Origin of the sequence: Vibrio sp. MMH1-50 (assembly GCF_022347645.1) — a bacterium.
Taxonomy (GTDB): Bacteria; Pseudomonadota; Gammaproteobacteria; order Enterobacterales; family Vibrionaceae; genus Vibrio; species Vibrio harveyi.
In genome coordinates this window covers 1-15,871 of the sequence record NZ_JAKRGG010000005.1, presented here as the reverse complement: position 1 = coordinate 15,871, position 15,871 = coordinate 1, and the positions used below count along the sequence as shown (strand labels likewise).

Below are 15,871 nucleotides of genomic sequence, written 5' to 3'. Positions count from 1 at the left end.
GACAGTAAGGAATCACAATGAACCCGCAAACCGACAACGTTTTTTACGCGACCAACGCCTTTACCGGTGAGGCGCTCCCTTTAGCTTTTCCTGTTCATACGGAAGTTGAGGTCAATCAAGCCGCTACTGCAGCGGCAAAAGTCGCACGCGATTTTCGCCGCTTAAATAACAGTAAGCGCGCTAGTCTGCTTCGCACGATTGCCAGTGAATTAGAGGCAAGAAGTGATGACATTATCGCCCGAGCCCATTTAGAAACGGCGCTTCCCGAAGTACGCCTGACAGGAGAAATCGCTCGTACAGCGAATCAACTTCGCTTATTCGCTGACGTAGTCAATTCTGGCAGTTATCACCAAGCCATTCTTGATACGCCAAACCCAACTCGCGCCCCACTACCTAAGCCAGATATTCGTCGCCAACAAATTGCGCTGGGTCCTGTCGCGGTATTTGGAGCATCCAACTTTCCGTTGGCTTTCTCTGCTGCTGGTGGAGATACTGCTTCTGCCCTCGCAGCGGGTTGCCCGGTGATTGTAAAAGGTCATACTGCGCACCCAGGTACAAGCCAAATCGTTGCAGAGTGTATCGAGCAAGCGCTGAAACAAGAGCAACTACCACAAGCGATTTTCACCTTGCTGCAAGGAAATCAGCGTGCTTTAGGACAAGCTCTAGTCAGCCATCCTGAAATAAAAGCGGTGGGCTTTACTGGATCGGTTGGTGGTGGACGCGCCCTGTTCAACCTAGCGCAGCAGCGACCTGAGCCAATCCCGTTCTATGGTGAACTTGGTGCGATTAACCCGACGTTTATTTTCCCTTCTGCAATGAGAGCCAAAGCAGATTTAGCGGATCAATTTGTTGCCTCAATGACCATGGGATGTGGGCAATTTTGTACAAAACCTGGCGTAGTGTTCGCGCTGAACACACCGGAAACACAAGCGTTTATTGAAACCGCGCAATCCCTCATTCGCCAACAATCCCCTTCTACTCTACTTACTCCCGGAATCCGTGATAGTTACCAATCACAGGTCATCAGCCGAGGCTCTGACGACGGAATTGACGTCACTTTTTCTCAAGCGGAGTCCCCTTGTGTTGCCTCGGCTCTCTTTGTTACAAGCAGTAAAAACTGGCGCAAACATCCTGCGTGGGAAGAAGAGATTTTTGGTCCACAATCGTTGATCGTCGTTTGTGAAGATGTGGCAGATATGCTTTCGCTCAGTGAAACGCTGGCAGGCTCGCTAACCGCGACAATTCATGCAACAGAAGAAGATTACCCACAAGTATCGCAGCTCATCCCTTGTTTGGAAGAGATTGCCGGACGACTGGTATTTAATGGCTGGCCGACAGGCGTAGAAGTCGGTTATGCCATGGTGCATGGCGGCCCTTATCCCGCATCGACCCATTCGGCTTCGACTTCTGTTGGTGCAGAAGCCATTCACCGCTGGCTACGTCCGGTGGCTTATCAAGCGTTACCAGAAAGCTTACTGCCCGATTCGTTAAAAGCAGAAAATCCATTGGAGATCGCGCGCGCAGCAGATGGCAAAGCAGCTCACAGTTAAGTCATTGGCTCAAAAAGGCACCAGTTGGTGCCTTTTATTTCACGCCACATCTCAAAACCTTCGCTTGCAGTTGGCTTAATCCAGAAAAACAATAAACTAAAGAAATTGGATACAATATTTATTTTTGACGGGAGACTTCAATGTCACAAAAACCTGTTTTTAAGACCCGCACTCAACTGGTTGAGGAAGCGATTCGAACTCAGATCCTTAAGGGCGAGTTAAAAACTGGTCAACCTTTACGTCAGGACGCGTTGGCAAAAGAGTTTAATGTTAGCCGCATTCCCGTTCGTGAAGCGTTAGTGCAATTGGAAGCACAAGGATTAGTGAGTTTTGAGCCTCATAAAGGGGCAACAGTAACCGAGCTCTCTCCAGATAAAATCGACGAGTTGTTCGAACTGCGCGCCGTAGTGGAATGCCACATTTTAGAGCGTGCGATTCAGAACATGACTGACGAAGATCTCGAACGCGCACGTAAAGTCCGTGAACGTTTTGAAGCGGTAGTCAACAGCGGCGATGAAGTAGAAGAATGGAGCAACTACAACTACGAATTCCATAAAGCGCTGTATGCCCCAGCAAACATGCCAGAAACCATGGATGTGATTTACAGCCTCAACACTAAGTGCGACCGCTACATTCGCATGCAACTGCTGTTCACTACGGGCATTCAAAAGGCAGAGCAAGAGCATTTGACCTTGTTCGAAATGTGTCAAAACCGCGATGTGGACGGCGCTAAGTATCTGCTGAAAAAACACATTTTGGAAGCTGGCACCGCCATTCGTAACTTGTTGTTGGAACAACAAAACACATCAAAATAAGCTCAGCAGCTAAGGTGGTGTTAAGAAATGAATGTCGGACCTAAATTTCTATTAGCGGCGCTGCGACAAAAGATCAAAGATGAGGGGCTGTGCTACAGCTCTTTGTCGGAGAAAAGCGGTATTCCCTTGTCGAGCATCAAACGCCACCTTCATAATCCTTCTTTGGGCTTGGATAAAATCCTTGTCTATCTCAACTATTTAAACACCGATCTTATTGAACTAGCCAACCTCGCCAATCAGCTTCAGCATGAGAACGAACAAATGCTGACTGAAGAGCAAAGCGCGTTATTTCTTGAACACCCCTACCTTCTCGACTTTATCTATATGGTGACGTCTCGTAACCTCGACCCGCAAGACATTGCGAAAACCTATCAGTTATCAGAAACCAGTCTGCGTTTTTATCTGCGGATCGCGGAAATGCTAGGTTATGTTGAAGATTTTGGTGATGGGCTGTTCTACCGTTCTGGGCGACGCTTTTTGATGGAAGAAGGCTCTGAACTCGACTCATTATTCCGTGAACGCTTCCAAAAAGAATCCTTATCTCACGAGGTAAGTCCGGGGATTTGTGTCGGTCGTATTCGTTTGACCAACGCACAACGCCAACAACTAGAAGAAGAAGTTTACAACAAGCTGGTTAAGCTCAATGCGATCAATACTTCTAATGATGATGGTGAACTCACCAACGTATTAATGCGTTGTACTCCTGGAGCACAAATTTTCTTCTCTGACGGACTGCCTGACATTGACGGCGACCTATTAAAATATGTCGCACAACTCACCAATAAAAAAAATTAATATGATTGTTATTGAACTTCAATCGATTTTATATTGATTTTCAATTTAATATTAATTATCGAATTTAAAATCGACAACTAGCTACTTTTAATTCACCGCAGTTAATATCGTTTATATCTCGTCTGCGATGACAATATTTCGACCATTGAGTTTTGCTTTATATAAGCACTGGTCTGCTTTATCTAAGTAATAACGAATATCCAAATTCGGTTCTGGACACTGAGTGAACACACCAATTGAACTGGTTAATATGTGACTTTGAGCACTGGTTTCACAAATAATAGAAAGCTCGGCTGTGGCTTTTCTAAAAGCCTCTGCGCGGTTGATTGAGGTTTTATGTTCAGACCCCACAATCACAACTAGAAACTCTTCCCCACCAATTCTAAACACGATGTCATCGAGGTCATTAAAGTGAGCAGACAACAATGCGCCTACTTTGGTGATCGCTTCATCCCCTTTTAGATGACCAAACTGATCATTTAGTTGTTTAAAGTAATCTAAATCAATGGATACAAAGCTGACGAGTTGGTTAGTGTCTTGTGCTTTATTAAGAATATCTGGCGTCATGATATTGAAGTATCGGCGATTGTACAGACCCGATAATTCATCAGTAATAGCGAGTTCTTGCAGCTTTTTATTGAGACATCTCAATTCTTTCTCAGCAACAAAGCGACGATGCTTTTCTCTCACTAATTCAATAGATTGACTTGATACCTCAAAATACATTTTAAGTACAGTATCGGCGACCAAGCCATTGATACCTTGCAAAGTGTCGACAGCATTCACTTTCGCCGCCTCTAAAGAGTCACTCGACTCTAACTCTCTTACTGCCACGCTCATTTTTTTATCGTCACCAATAATATGGAACACGAGCCAACGCACTAAGAACTGTAGGATATGCTCAATAGATTCTTGCCAGTTGAGATCTTTCGACTCCGCTTGGATTTTTATGACTTCATCAACAAAAGAGGCATGGCTCTTCTTATGCTCATCATTCCAAATATCATCAGAAAAGTATTCATTCCATACACTTTCTTCATATGAAAAGTGATATTGAGCATAGTCTTTTAACTCACTAAATACACCGTCTACTTCAATCTGGTCATCATAAATCAACGTATTAGCTAATTTATTCACCAATAAAAATAGATGGTAATGTTGTTCATCAATCTTTTTCATCCCTGTCTCAAAATTGTGATTCCAAGGGAAGATGATCAGTTCGTTATCGGACATCGCTGGGCATATATAAATATTATTTCTTTACTGGATAGTACCCCATGTTATTTTAACTTGATAGCCCTACCATATAATTTGACATAAAGAGAAAATAAACTTGTTATAATTATTAAATTAATGAATTTCTTGTTAAAAAATAGCACCAACAAAGTGGTGCTATTTTTTAATTATTTGAACAGCTTTGCTGGATAACTACTTTAATTCAATCCACGCTTTACGCTGCGATTTGTCCATGTAGGACCAAGCGATAAAACGGCTGACTTTTTGTCCTTGGCTCATTTCCACGATTCGGATCGCTTTTACACCCAACTTTTCAAGTTGTTTGCGCATCGGACGAACATTGTCTTTCTTTGAGATTAACGTGGTAAACCAGAGCACTTGTGCACTGAATGCTTGGCTTTCGTTCGCCATCTTACGGATGAAAGCAACTTCACCACCTTCACACCATAACTCAGCATTTTGCCCACCAAAGTTAAGCGCGGGTTTATTGGCTTTTACTTGAGGCGTTTTCGCTTGATTAGCTTGAACCTTCACACCCTTCTTACGCTGATTCGCTTTTAAATTATCCAGCTTACGCTGACTGCCCATTGCGGCTTCTTCAGCTGAACGGTGGAATGGTGGGTTACAACTCGTAATATCGTAGCGATCGTTTGGTTGGATAATACCACGGTAAATATTGGACTCACTGGTTTGTTGTACCAGTTCGATCTTACCGTTTAACGAGGCATTACGCTCTGTGATTGCTCGTGCTGATTCAATCGATGTTGCGTCAACATCGCTACCAGTGTAATGCCATCCATATTGAGTCACACCTACGATTGGGTAAATACAGTTTGCCCCTACACCCACATCAAGTGCTCGCACCTTATGGTGTGCGTATTTGCCTTTTACTTCACTATCAAGCAACTCTGCTACGCGATGAACGTAATCCGCACGCCCAGGAATGGGCGGACATAAGTAAGTATCAGGAATATCCCAGTATTCAATATCATAATGCGCCGCCAGCAATGCTTTATTGAGCATCTTGACGGCTTTTGGATCAGAGAAGTTGATTGAGTCTTCCCCTTTCGGATTCTTTATCACAAATGATTTGAGCTGAGGCTCTGCTGTGATTAGCTTTTTGAAATCGTAGCGACCTCGATGTGCATTACGTTCATGCAATCCACTTTTGGCAGTTTTGATCATTTCCACATCGCTGCTTTTGTTCGCGGCGTTAGTTTTCAGACCAGTGCTTTTTGCCGCACTCGCAGCTTTTGCTGTTGGTTTATTTTTCACACGCTTTGGTTTGATCTTGGTGACTTCTCTGCTCGGCTTAGACTTCGCCGTTTTTGGCTGAGCTTGTTTCGCGTTGTGATTATTGGTCTTCATTCGAATTCGCTTTTAAATCGAGGTAAATCATAAACAGACGAGCATCAAATTCGAGTTGGTGATACTCAGGCTCCATATAACAGCACAGTTGGTAAAAGGCTTTGTCGTGGTTTTTCTCACGCGTGTGTGCCAGCTCATGTACCACCAGCATGCGTAATAACGCTTCAGGTGCATCTTTAAACACGTTCGCAATGCGAATCTCATTTTTCGATTTCAGCTTGCCGCCATGGTTACGACTTATCACGCTATGCAAACCAAGCGCATTGTTTACAGCGTGAATTTTCTTATCGTAGACCACTTTGCTAATTGGCGCGGCTTTCTTCATATAGCGGTTTTTGATCGCTATTGCGTATTCGTAGAGTGCCTTTTCGCTTTTGATTTGGTGTCTATCTGGGTAGCGTTTTTCGAACCAAGGTACCAGTTTACCACTGTCGACGAGTGAACTGACTTGCTCGACAATGTTCTGCGGATAACCTTGAATATATCGAAGTGACGGATGCATGCGTATTAAGTCTGCTATGACAAAAGAAAGGCGCTAAATATACCTGAGATGAGCAAGAGTTTCATCTTAGGTTTCGAGCTTTCCTTTGTTGCGAAACCTCGCTAAACTTCGCCTCCCGACGATAATGGAGAGAAATTGAATGAAACGTGTCGTTCTTTACGTCAAAGACATATGCCCGCACTGCAAAGATGCTCAACGCTATCTTGATTCGAAAAATATTAACTACCGCTTGTGCAACGCAAATGCGTAAACGTCGAAAGGTAGAAAGGTAGAAAGGTAGATTAGATATGAAAAGACTAGTGCTATATGTTTCTGACAAGTGCCCTCACTGTAAAGACGCTCAACGCTACCTTGACTCTAAGGGTTACAAGTACAGATTGACGAATGCGAAGATGCAAAGAGGTCGTAAGGAATTGGACGCTATCGGTGCTCGTTCAGTGCCAGTGTTAAAGATTGGCGATCAGGTAATGATCGGATGGAATCAAAAGAACTTTGAGCGCATGTATAAAGCCAAATAATATAAAAACCCTAAAAATCAATAACAAACAAACGTTATCCACAAAACAATCCACAGATAAACCAGCACTTATCAACATTAACTTTTTAGTAAAAGTCAAACATTTTGTTACCTCAACGGTATAAGTGTGAGATTAGTCACGTTGCGACCCACTTGTTTTTAATGAAATTGACTCCTTGTTAAGTTACTATGTGCGCATCAGACGTAATAATGACATGTTTTATGTCAGTTTGATAAAACCCTACTAAGCATTGCAGTGCTTTTCGGGTTTGGATGGTTATCGCTTGAATAGCGACTTGAGTACTTCAACGAATTGGACTAGTGCTCTGATCAGGGCTGTTGCAGCAACAATCAGATTTACTAGATTAACTAATTCACTTATAACCATTCTCCTATATAGATTTCTATCTATGCCTCAGTAACTAGAACTTACTGAGGCAACCTTTCTTCTGTTCTTCATCAGAACGCAGCCATTATACAGCGTATTGTTTTCTCACGCCAAATGACCCCACTCCATCATATGTTGTAAGTTACTTAAAATACGTAGGTTTTTACTCATTTTCCGGTCTACAACTAACCACCTTAGTGCTTTAGACATCCATATAAATCAGTAACTTAGCCCCACAGCAGTGACTAGGTTCACAAAACTGAACATTTCTTTTTGGCACGTTTTTCTGTTAGTAGTCAAAAAAACTAAAAACACTACATATAGTATTAAACGAGTAAACTATACAACCACATGTAGATATGACTTTTCTATCTACAACCGCAAGTCTAAACCATGTTCGTGTCAACCGAATACTACTTCTTTTCGGATTGCTAGGATGAATCACCTTTCAAAACAATTAGTTTTCGATTGTCCTTTTTACCTCTGCTTTAGGATCTTAATTTTGTTGTTGCCCTTTGCATTTTCAGAATGCTAATTCAAATTTATAAGAGCCTCTCACACATATCTCTATAACCTTCTCTCCCCATCAAATTCTCAGAATGTCGCATAATGGCAATTTTTACTTCCTTACACATTGTATTTTAACGCTCAAACGAACTGGTCTCAGTTTAATTCGCGCCTAGCTGGCGTCGATGGAGAACTCTGACCATCTTTCTTCATCATTAGTGAGTGTTTATATGTCAGAGACAGCAGCAGAAAACCAAGTAAGCCAGACGCCGCAACCGGTTAATAAGGTCAAGCGCACAACCAATGCATTATTGGCACTCACTATGGTGTCCATTGGTACAGCGATAGTGGCAGATCGCATCATTCCGACAACCGATAATGTCCGTGTGGAAGGCAATGTCGTCTCATTGATCCCACAAGTTTCTGGCCAAGTAGACAGCATCAGCATTAAACCAAATACCGAAGTCAAAAAAGGCGATGTGCTACTGCAAATCAATACCACCGATCACCAGATTGCGGTCAAGCAAGCAGAAGCAAAGCTCAAGATCGCAGGACAGAATGTTGGCTCGCAAATGGCAGGTGTGATGTCAGCACAAGCTCAATTGACCACCGCGCTCGTGGCACAAGAAAATGCTAAACGCCAAGGGCAACGAGTTTTAGCCATGGCAGAAAAAGGCGTGGTTTCAAAATCAGATGCAGACACAACTCGCGCAGCCATTGATAGAGCAAATGCCGATGTCGTTAACGCCAAAGCGAACCTAGAAAAAGCAAAAGCTCAGGTGGGAGCGGCAGGTGAAGAGAACGCTCAGATCCAATCGGCTTTACTGGAACTGCAACAAGCGCAACTGAACTTATCACGCACGACAATGCGAGCACCTTCTGATGGCGCTGTGACCAATTTTAATTTGTCGCAAGGTGCTTATGCCACGGCAGGTTCTCCCTTGATGACGTTTGTTGAAAGCGACGGTTTATGGCTTGAAGCCTTCTTCCGCGAAAACAGCATGGGCAACATTAACGCCGGAGATAAAGTTGAAATTGCACTCGATTATGCTCCCGGACAAACCTTCTCTGGCACAGTATCTTCAGTAGATTTAGGGGTTGCATGGGGCGCGAATAATCAGCCAGGCACCTTAGCCACCGTGAAAAATCAAAATGGTTGGCTGCGCGATACACAACGTATGCCCGTGACCATTAAGCTCGATGATAAACATGCGGCTGACTTCATGCGCATCGGTGGACAAGCAGATGTGGTGATCTACACAGAGAGCAACGCTCTATTTAACTTTCTGGGTAAGGTTTGGATCAATCTAGTGAGCGTGTTCTCTTATGTTAGATAGTCTGACTCAAGCACAAGAACGTCGAATACTGCGCTATGTTGTCACCGTAGGTTTGGCTACTTTTATCGCGTTATGGTTTAACTGGCCTTTGGCATTTTGTACGCCTCTTTTGACGGCAAAATTCATCGTCGATAAACCCCAGTTTCATATCCTGCATGTCAAACAACTTGGCTATGCGTTGATCTCCACCGCGGTCATTGGCTTTTTGGTATCGAGCGGCTTGCCAGAGTACAAAATAGGTTTTCTGGCTGTACTGTCGTTGGGCATGTTGTGGAGCTATTACCTATTTACCGATCCAAAATGGGTAATGTTTGCCACTTTCTTGATGATTGCCCTGATTTTGATTCCATCGGTTACCATTATAGACAAGCAAGCCGCGTTAGACGTGGGCATCGGTTTTGCGTTTTCTGGTATCGTCGCCGTAGCGCTTTACGGGGTGTCGCATGTTTACTTCCCAGAAGAGGATGCGACTGAATTTGCTGGCTTCCCTCCTTCACCCTTAAGCAAAGAAGTGCGTTGGAATGCTGCGATTCGAGCTTGGATGATGTCGTTTCCCTTGGTTTGCTTTTATTTCTATTTCCAACTGTCACAAATATTGCTCACGGTTGCGTTTGTCATGCTGCTTTCTCTGATGGCAACCAGCGACAAAGCGGGCAAGACATCATTGTTTTTTGTTATCAGTAATGTGTTAGGAGGACTACTCGCTTTCGCTGCCTTCGTTACCATTTCTCTGGTGCCAAATATGTATATCTACATGCTTGTGATGTTGGTGGTTATTACGTTACTTGGGACCAAGATTTACACCGAGCCCGCCAAAGCCCCAGTCTACGCCACTGCATTTACGGGCTTTATGGTGTTAATGGGTACCTCTATGAGCAGCGGTGCGCTAGACGATAAGTTTTACGTTCGGATATGGCAGTTAGTGTTGGTCGTTGCCTACATGGTATTTGTGACCTATTTCTTCGAATCTCGCGACAAGAAGACCGCGTAGTCGCATTAAGCTTGGGCACTTTATGCTGCTCAAGCTTTCATCACTATTGTCGCAAACTGGCAATGAATATTTCATCAAACTGGTAATCTCATACCTTCCATATTGTTATTCACTGAAGGATGGGAAATACGCCATGCTCGATTCACTCGCTCAAAAATTCATCCCACCAAAGCCTTACCTTGTGTTGGGCAACCGCATGTTTTTGCTTTCTATCGTGCTGCTTATCATCAGTGCGTATATTTATGATGTCGGAGAAGCTTTTGTGGCGGTGGAAGTGGGAATCATCCACTACCTATACAATCTCAAATTCAGTACGACAAAAGACAACCTACTAGGTAGCCTTCATCCTTTGGTCATGACATTAGTTGCGGTACCACTTTCCACGGTGCCTATCACTTATGCACCTTTTACTAGTGCGCTGTTTGCCTTCTTACTCGTCATAACAGAGCGCGATAAACACCACCAAGGAGTACCAAAGTACATTCTGCCGCTGACGTTTATGTTGTTATCGATGATGATGCCAGTAGATATCCCTGCCACAGAACTTATGCTTCAACGTTCAGTATCGGTTGTGCTTGGCATCACTGTGGCGATCATTGCTAGTACGTTGGTTTGGAGAAACACCAACGCCCAGAGCGGCTCGACGAACACTACACATAAAATAGGTCGCGTTGATCTCAAGTACTCCAGCCGCAAAGCACTAGGGATTGGCTTGGTGCTGTCGTTAGGTATATGGGGTGGCACAGGAGCCGTTTTAGGCGCTTACCTATTTATGATGATCCACAGCCCGTTCAGCAAAGACTTAGCACCGAAAGCTTGGCAACGTTTGAACGGAACCTTGCTTGGCGCATTAGTTTATTTGCCTGTGGGATTGCTATTGGGCTCGTTCAACTCCGACATCGCAATGACAATAACCATGTGGGTTTTGGTCATCGCTTCGCTTTACGGCATCCTTGTGTATCTCGAACACAACTACACCATTGCCACGGCTTGTATCATGCTGCTTATTCTTACTGTATCGGTAGGTCCTTTTAATCCGGAAATGGCAGAATTGATCTTTTCGCAGCGGGTATTGTTCACCGTAATCGGGGGCGCTGCCATGGTGGCTCTTGGGGTATTGATACCACTTAATGAGAAAGAGATAACTGCATAAAAAAGAAAAGCCTCCCAATTAAAGGGAGGCTTTCCATTGAACAGTTTGGTTTTAATTGGATGCAAATCAAACATACCGCTTCACAAAGTCAATGAAAGTACGGTCGGCAATGGATAGATAGCCTTGTTTTCGCCACGCGAGTGCAAGGTCGAGCTTAACGCTCGGTTCAAATGGAATACCCACCACACCCTGTTCATGTTGTGTCACCAGTTCTAGAAGCGCGGTAATAGCAAATTCTTGTTTAACGATACTCAGAATGAGCGGCAACAAGTTGGTTTCAAATGAGGACTTCATTGTAAAGCCATGCTCTTCGCTGACGTGGTCTAAGAATTCTCGGTGGAAGTAGCCATGTTGGAACATCACCAAATCATGCTCGAAAAACTGATCAAATGTGATGGCACTGCGCTGAGCTAAGTCATGTTCCGGAGCCACAACGGCGACCATTTGGCTAGTAAACAAATGGTCAGTTTCTAAGTCTTCTGGTACATCGTCACAACTGATCACGCCAATATCGAGCTGTCCATTAAGTAACATTCGGCGGATAGACTGAGTACCCGCCTCCACCAGCGTCAGCTTTAAATCTGGATACTGGCTCTTAAACGCCATGACAATTCGAGGGAAAAAATAGCTGCCCATCATTGAAGGCGTACCAAGGCGCACTTCCCCTTTGGCTAAACCTTTGAGTTCATCAATTGCTAACTGCGCATCGTGTAACTGCTGAATTACTCGCTTAGCGTGAACCAACAGGGTTTCCCCTTCTTTGGTTAAGCTGATTTTCTTTTCTTCTCGGCGAAACAGCGTCACGCCAAGAGACTGTTCGAACTTCTTAATTGAAATACTTAACGCTGGCTGAGCAATGTGCAAAGCCTTAGCTGCATGAGTAATGTTGCCGTGTTCCGCGACCGCCAAAAAGTGTTTGAGTTGTTTCGATTCCATTAGATCAAAAATATATACCAACCATATTTTTAATATATTTTTTCAATCCACAACTAACTGATAGATTGATCACAGTTTCTTTATATTTGCTCGCTCGCATTAGGCAGGACTCATGGTTAGTTTCGGTACTCCGGAATACAAACGCATTACGCTATCTCTGGCACTCGGCTCGTTTTTAGTTTTCTCGAACCTATATCTCCTTCAGCCGATGCTGCCAAGCTTTGCGGCGCACTTTCAGATCTCGGAAACGCAGGTCAACTGGCTATTCGCCGCCACCACACTGGCTCTCTCCTTTAGCTTGGTCCCGATGGCTGTGCTCTCTGAATCGATTGGGCGCAAACCTGTAATGATGTTTGGTCTGTTTTCGATCCCTGCAATTTCTGCATTAATGCTGCTTGGCGATTCGTTTTTGTTCTTAGTGGTTTGTCGCGCTTTGATCGGTGTTGCGCTTGCCGCGTTTGCTGCTGTTGCCGTTGCTTATATGGCGGAAGAGCTAGATAAACACGCATTTTCAATGGCGATCGGTACTTATATCGCAGCCAATTCATTGGGAGGGATCGCAGGGCGTATCAGCGGAGGTTTGTTGGCAGACAACTTCAGCATCGATGTCGCCATCGAAGTCATGATGCTATTCACCCTTATCGGTGTGGTCAGCGTGCATTACTTGCTGCCAAAACAGAAAAACTTCACCCCTTCTTCGAGCAGTTTAAGGCATCACAATCGAGCTATTATCGGACACTTCAAAAATCAACGTGTGTGGTTTGCCATGCTGATTGGCGGTTTGAACTTTGCGTTGTTCGTTAATCTTTATTCGGTAATGGGATTCCGCTTAGTCAGTGCGCCACATAATGTGCCTGTCGGGTTAGCTTCTCTCATCTTTGTTTGCTACCTGGGTGGTACGTTTTCTTCCCGTTGTGCCGGACATTGGAGTAAACGCTTTTCACCGATACTTGGCATGTTTTTAGGCTCTATCGTCAGTATGGCTGGCATGTGGATCGCAGTAATTGAAAGCATACCTGCAATGTTGACAGGTTTGTTATTGATCAGCTTCGGCGCGTTCTTCACTCACACACTTGCTTACGGCTGGGTTGGACAAAACGCAACACAAGCAAAAGCAACGGCGACCGCATTGTATCTCGTGCATTACTATATTGGCGGCAGTTTAGGTGGATTCCTATTGCTCTATTGCTGGCAAAACGGCGGTTGGTCGAGTGTACTAATTGGCGGTAGCACACTGTACATTGCCATGTTCGCTGCTATCGCATTCTTAAAACACATTACAGAGCGAATTGACGCTGGCGATAACGCAGATATAACTGCTTAGCAAGGCGTTAAGCCCTATTGATTTTATGTTGTGGCGTTGGTCTGCTATGCTTGCGCCACATTCATAAAAGCAAGAAAGTCGTATGCCAACGCGCTCAACACAAGAATCACCAAACACCGATATCAATGCGATCACAGAGCAAGTCGATCAATGGCTCAATGATGTCGTGATCGGGTTAAATCTCTGCCCGTTCGCCGCTAAGCCACAGCGCAATAAACAAATCAAAATCTTCGTTAGTGAAGCCTCGCAAGAAGAAGCTCTACTTGAAGACATTTTGCTGCAACTGATCGAGCTCAGTAATACCGAGCCAGAAAAACTGGAGACAACCTTGGTTGTGGTTCCAAACATGCTGCAAGATTTCTGGGATTACAACTTCTTCATTGATTGGGTTGAAGGCTTGATCAAACAGCAAGATTGGGAAGGTATTTTCCAAGTTGCCACCTTCCATCCTGATTACTGCTTTGGCGGTGCAGAACCAGAAGATGATGAAAACCTGACTAATCGTTCTCCATACCCAGTATTTCATCTGATCCGTGAAGAGAGCATGGAAAAGGTACTTAAGCACTACCCTGATCCAGAGTCCATTCCAGATACCAATATCGCACGTGTCTCAGCGCTTTCAGAAGAAGAACGTAAGAAGCTCTTTCCTTACCTATTCCGTTAAAGACTTACTCCCCGAGAGACAGAATTCTAACCAGTTGGAATGGGATCGCTTGGGGATTAAAGATCGGTTTGATATGATTGCGACTTCAATCGATTCAATGGACATTAGAATGCAACTGTCAAAGCTAACCCAAGAGATTTTTGATCACCTATACCGTGACATCACCGAGTTCCGTAGCACTTTCGACCTACCAGTGGCGGATGTTGCAAGCCTAGACGCACAAGCAGATACGCTACACACTTCTCTTGCGATCGAAGAGCTTACTGAACTAGCGGAAGCGGATTGCAAAACAGAGCAAGCAGACGCAATCATTGACAGCGTTTACGTTCTAATGGGTCGTCTAGTACACCTTGGTGACAGCAAAGTTGAAGATAACCTAGCGATCAGCTACCTGATTGATCTACTGCTTAACGTAGCGGTGAACCGTGGTATCGACTTTATCCCTTGCTGGGACGAAGTACACTCAAGCAACATGAGCAAAGTGTGCCGTAACGAGCAAGAATACGCAGAAACAGAAGCGTTCTACGCTGAACAAGGCATCAAGCTGATGGCGGTTCAAAAAGGCGAATACATCATTGCGAAATGCGCAGAAGATTTTGTATCTGAAGGCAAAACGGTACGTAAAGGCAAAGTTCTAAAATCGGTTTACTACCGCCCTGCAGACCTTAAGCCGCTTACACAATAAGTCGTCGATTAGGTACAACAGATAAAATTCAGCGCCCACAATACTCGATATTGTGGGCGTTTTTTTATTCTGAGCGTTCTTGATAAACAATCAACTTCGCAAAGCCCTAGCATTGATGTGTTGACTTAACCGCTGATAAAGTGCGATGGCATCTATTTTGGACGCTATGTTGCCTATTGCACATTGGTAAGCAAGATCAATATCTTGATGTTGATTTGGGTAGTATTTTCTCGCTACTTCGACACATTCAGGCAAGTTGATGTACCAACTGCCGTCCTTCTCAGCGACAAAATAGTAGGCAGCTCTTATCAACTTCTTACCAATCACTTTTGCTACCGCTTTGTCACTCATTTGCGCAAAACGACCACTCATTTGCTCCAAAAAAACCGCGAGGTCACCATTGAGAGCTTCAGCGATTTCAAAGCTGGGTTTATGTGACACAAGCTCTTTTGATAAATCATTTCCCCAAATGCAGCAGCAACAGTGTTTGAGCCAAAATTGCCAATGGTATTTTTCTTTTGGGTCTAGAACACGATGACGCTCACCTGGGTCAATATCAAGTTTGCTTATTTGCGGATAAGCTTTGGGGATGCTTGAAGACAGTTTGTTGAATATGCCCAGTTCATTTTGACTCACCGGTGCGGTCAGTATTACGGAAACATCGAGATCTGAGTGCCCCAGCATTGCTGTGCCTCTGGGAACGCTGCCGTACAAGTAGATACCATCTATTTGTTTTGGAAGTTGCGTTATCAACTCACCAACAACGACCTCAACAACTGGTTGGAACTCTATTTGAATATTTTCTGGTGAACAGTCATTGCGGATAAAGCCCTGGGCATCGAGACCATTATCTCGCTTGTGCATGGCAAATCTCCATCATAAAAGGAATGCTAAATTCAAATACCAAGCTTTTCGACCAATTTGGCAAACGACGTTTCGATACTGTCTGTTGCCGTATCAATCTTGACGACTTCCGTCTTCCAAGCCTCGTAGTGACGAGCTTTTATACCCAAGTAACCTCAAGATGCTAGGTTCAGCGAGAATGACTTGGTTTGTAGACGCGGCGGCGATTTAAAGATCTAGTCATTCTAAATCAAGAATCG

The 15,871-nt window shown here is 44.2% G+C and carries 16 protein-coding genes; 11 read left to right on the top strand and 5 right to left on the bottom strand.

Features of this window, described 5'->3' with window-relative positions:
- Nucleotides 1-17 precede the first annotated feature (17 nt).
- From MHO32_RS05595 to MHO32_RS05585, 3 genes are all read left to right on the top strand, one after another.
- A complete protein-coding gene (locus MHO32_RS05595) occupies nt 18-1,550 on the top strand; it encodes an aldehyde dehydrogenase (NADP(+)) (RefSeq protein ID WP_239210837.1) in 1,533 nt (510 codons plus the stop codon).
- 140 nt (nt 1,551-1,690) lie between these two features.
- Nucleotides 1,691-2,365, top strand: coding sequence for a GntR family transcriptional regulator (locus tag MHO32_RS05590; RefSeq protein ID WP_199479789.1), 675 nt, complete (start codon nt 1,691-1,693; stop codon nt 2,363-2,365).
- 27 nt (nt 2,366-2,392) lie between these two features.
- Nucleotides 2,393-3,160, top strand: coding sequence for a transcriptional regulator (locus MHO32_RS05585; RefSeq protein ID WP_239210833.1), 768 nt, complete (start codon nt 2,393-2,395; stop codon nt 3,158-3,160).
- Nucleotides 3,161-3,271: 111 nt separating this feature from the next.
- On the opposite strand, the gene MHO32_RS05580 is transcribed toward MHO32_RS05585, so the two are convergent.
- The 3 genes from MHO32_RS05580 to MHO32_RS05570 all read right to left on the bottom strand — a co-directional run bounded on the left by MHO32_RS05580 (nt 3,272) and on the right by MHO32_RS05570 (nt 6,266).
- Nucleotides 3,272-4,393 carry a GGDEF domain-containing protein gene (locus MHO32_RS05580; protein WP_038897583.1) on the bottom strand — a complete coding sequence of 374 codons (1,122 nt, stop codon included), beginning with the start codon at nt 4,391-4,393 and terminating at the stop codon, nt 3,272-3,274.
- Nucleotides 4,394-4,588: 195 nt separating this feature from the next.
- Nucleotides 4,589-5,764: a 23S rRNA (adenine(1618)-N(6))-methyltransferase RlmF gene (gene rlmF, locus MHO32_RS05575; RefSeq protein ID WP_239210832.1), complete on the bottom strand. Its 1,176-nt coding sequence runs from the start codon at nt 5,762-5,764 to the stop codon at nt 4,589-4,591.
- A complete protein-coding gene (locus MHO32_RS05570; RefSeq protein ID WP_005528224.1) occupies nt 5,751-6,266 on the bottom strand; it encodes a M48 metallopeptidase family protein in 516 nt (171 codons plus the stop codon). Before MHO32_RS05570 ends, rlmF begins: the two co-directional genes overlap by 14 nt.
- Nucleotides 6,267-6,405: 139 nt before the next feature.
- Here MHO32_RS05570 and MHO32_RS05565 point away from each other — a divergent pair, with 139 nt between their 5' ends.
- The 5 genes from MHO32_RS05565 to MHO32_RS05545 all read left to right on the top strand — a co-directional run bounded on the left by MHO32_RS05565 (nt 6,406) and on the right by MHO32_RS05545 (nt 11,159).
- Nucleotides 6,406-6,516 carry a glutaredoxin family protein gene (locus MHO32_RS05565; RefSeq protein ID WP_419184204.1) on the top strand — a complete coding sequence of 37 codons (111 nt, stop codon included), beginning with the start codon at nt 6,406-6,408 and terminating at the stop codon, nt 6,514-6,516.
- Between the two features lie 37 nt (nt 6,517-6,553).
- On the top strand, nt 6,554-6,784 hold the full coding sequence (locus tag MHO32_RS05560; protein ID WP_069218059.1) for a glutaredoxin family protein: 231 nt from the start codon (nt 6,554-6,556) through the stop codon (nt 6,782-6,784).
- A gap of 1,124 nt (nt 6,785-7,908) precedes the next feature.
- The gene (locus tag MHO32_RS05555) at nt 7,909-9,015 is read left to right on the top strand and encodes an HlyD family secretion protein (protein WP_239210831.1); all 1,107 of its coding nucleotides are present in this window, start codon (nt 7,909-7,911) and stop codon (nt 9,013-9,015) included.
- On the top strand, nt 9,005-10,006 hold the full coding sequence (locus tag MHO32_RS05550; RefSeq protein ID WP_199454269.1) for a DUF2955 domain-containing protein: 1,002 nt from the start codon (nt 9,005-9,007) through the stop codon (nt 10,004-10,006). Before MHO32_RS05555 ends, MHO32_RS05550 begins: the two co-directional genes overlap by 11 nt.
- 133 nt (nt 10,007-10,139) lie before the next feature.
- Entirely contained in the window at nt 10,140-11,159 is a 1,020-nt protein-coding gene (locus tag MHO32_RS05545; protein ID WP_239210830.1) for an FUSC family protein, read from the top strand.
- Between the two features lie 66 nt (nt 11,160-11,225).
- Here MHO32_RS05545 and MHO32_RS05540 read toward each other — a convergent pair whose 3' ends face one another.
- A complete protein-coding gene (locus tag MHO32_RS05540) occupies nt 11,226-12,095 on the bottom strand; it encodes a LysR family transcriptional regulator (RefSeq protein ID WP_009705912.1) in 870 nt (289 codons plus the stop codon).
- A 112-nt stretch (nt 12,096-12,207) separates the two neighbouring features.
- Between MHO32_RS05540 and MHO32_RS05535 the strand changes: the two genes are divergently transcribed.
- The 3 genes from MHO32_RS05535 to MHO32_RS05525 all read left to right on the top strand — a co-directional run bounded on the left by MHO32_RS05535 (nt 12,208) and on the right by MHO32_RS05525 (nt 14,768).
- Nucleotides 12,208-13,419, top strand: coding sequence for an MFS transporter (locus MHO32_RS05535; RefSeq protein WP_017190306.1), 1,212 nt, complete (start codon nt 12,208-12,210; stop codon nt 13,417-13,419).
- A gap of 82 nt (nt 13,420-13,501) precedes the next feature.
- A complete protein-coding gene (locus tag MHO32_RS05530; protein ID WP_009697385.1) occupies nt 13,502-14,083 on the top strand; it encodes a DUF1415 domain-containing protein in 582 nt (193 codons plus the stop codon).
- 109 nt (nt 14,084-14,192) lie between these two features.
- A complete protein-coding gene (locus tag MHO32_RS05525; protein ID WP_005445519.1) occupies nt 14,193-14,768 on the top strand; it encodes a nucleoside triphosphate pyrophosphohydrolase family protein in 576 nt (191 codons plus the stop codon).
- Nucleotides 14,769-14,858: 90 nt separating this feature from the next.
- Here the strand turns inward: MHO32_RS05525 and MHO32_RS05520 are convergent, their stop codons facing one another.
- Nucleotides 14,859-15,632, bottom strand: coding sequence for a nucleotidyltransferase domain-containing protein (locus tag MHO32_RS05520; protein ID WP_239210829.1), 774 nt, complete (start codon nt 15,630-15,632; stop codon nt 14,859-14,861).
- Nucleotides 15,633-15,871: the final 239 nt, after the last annotated feature.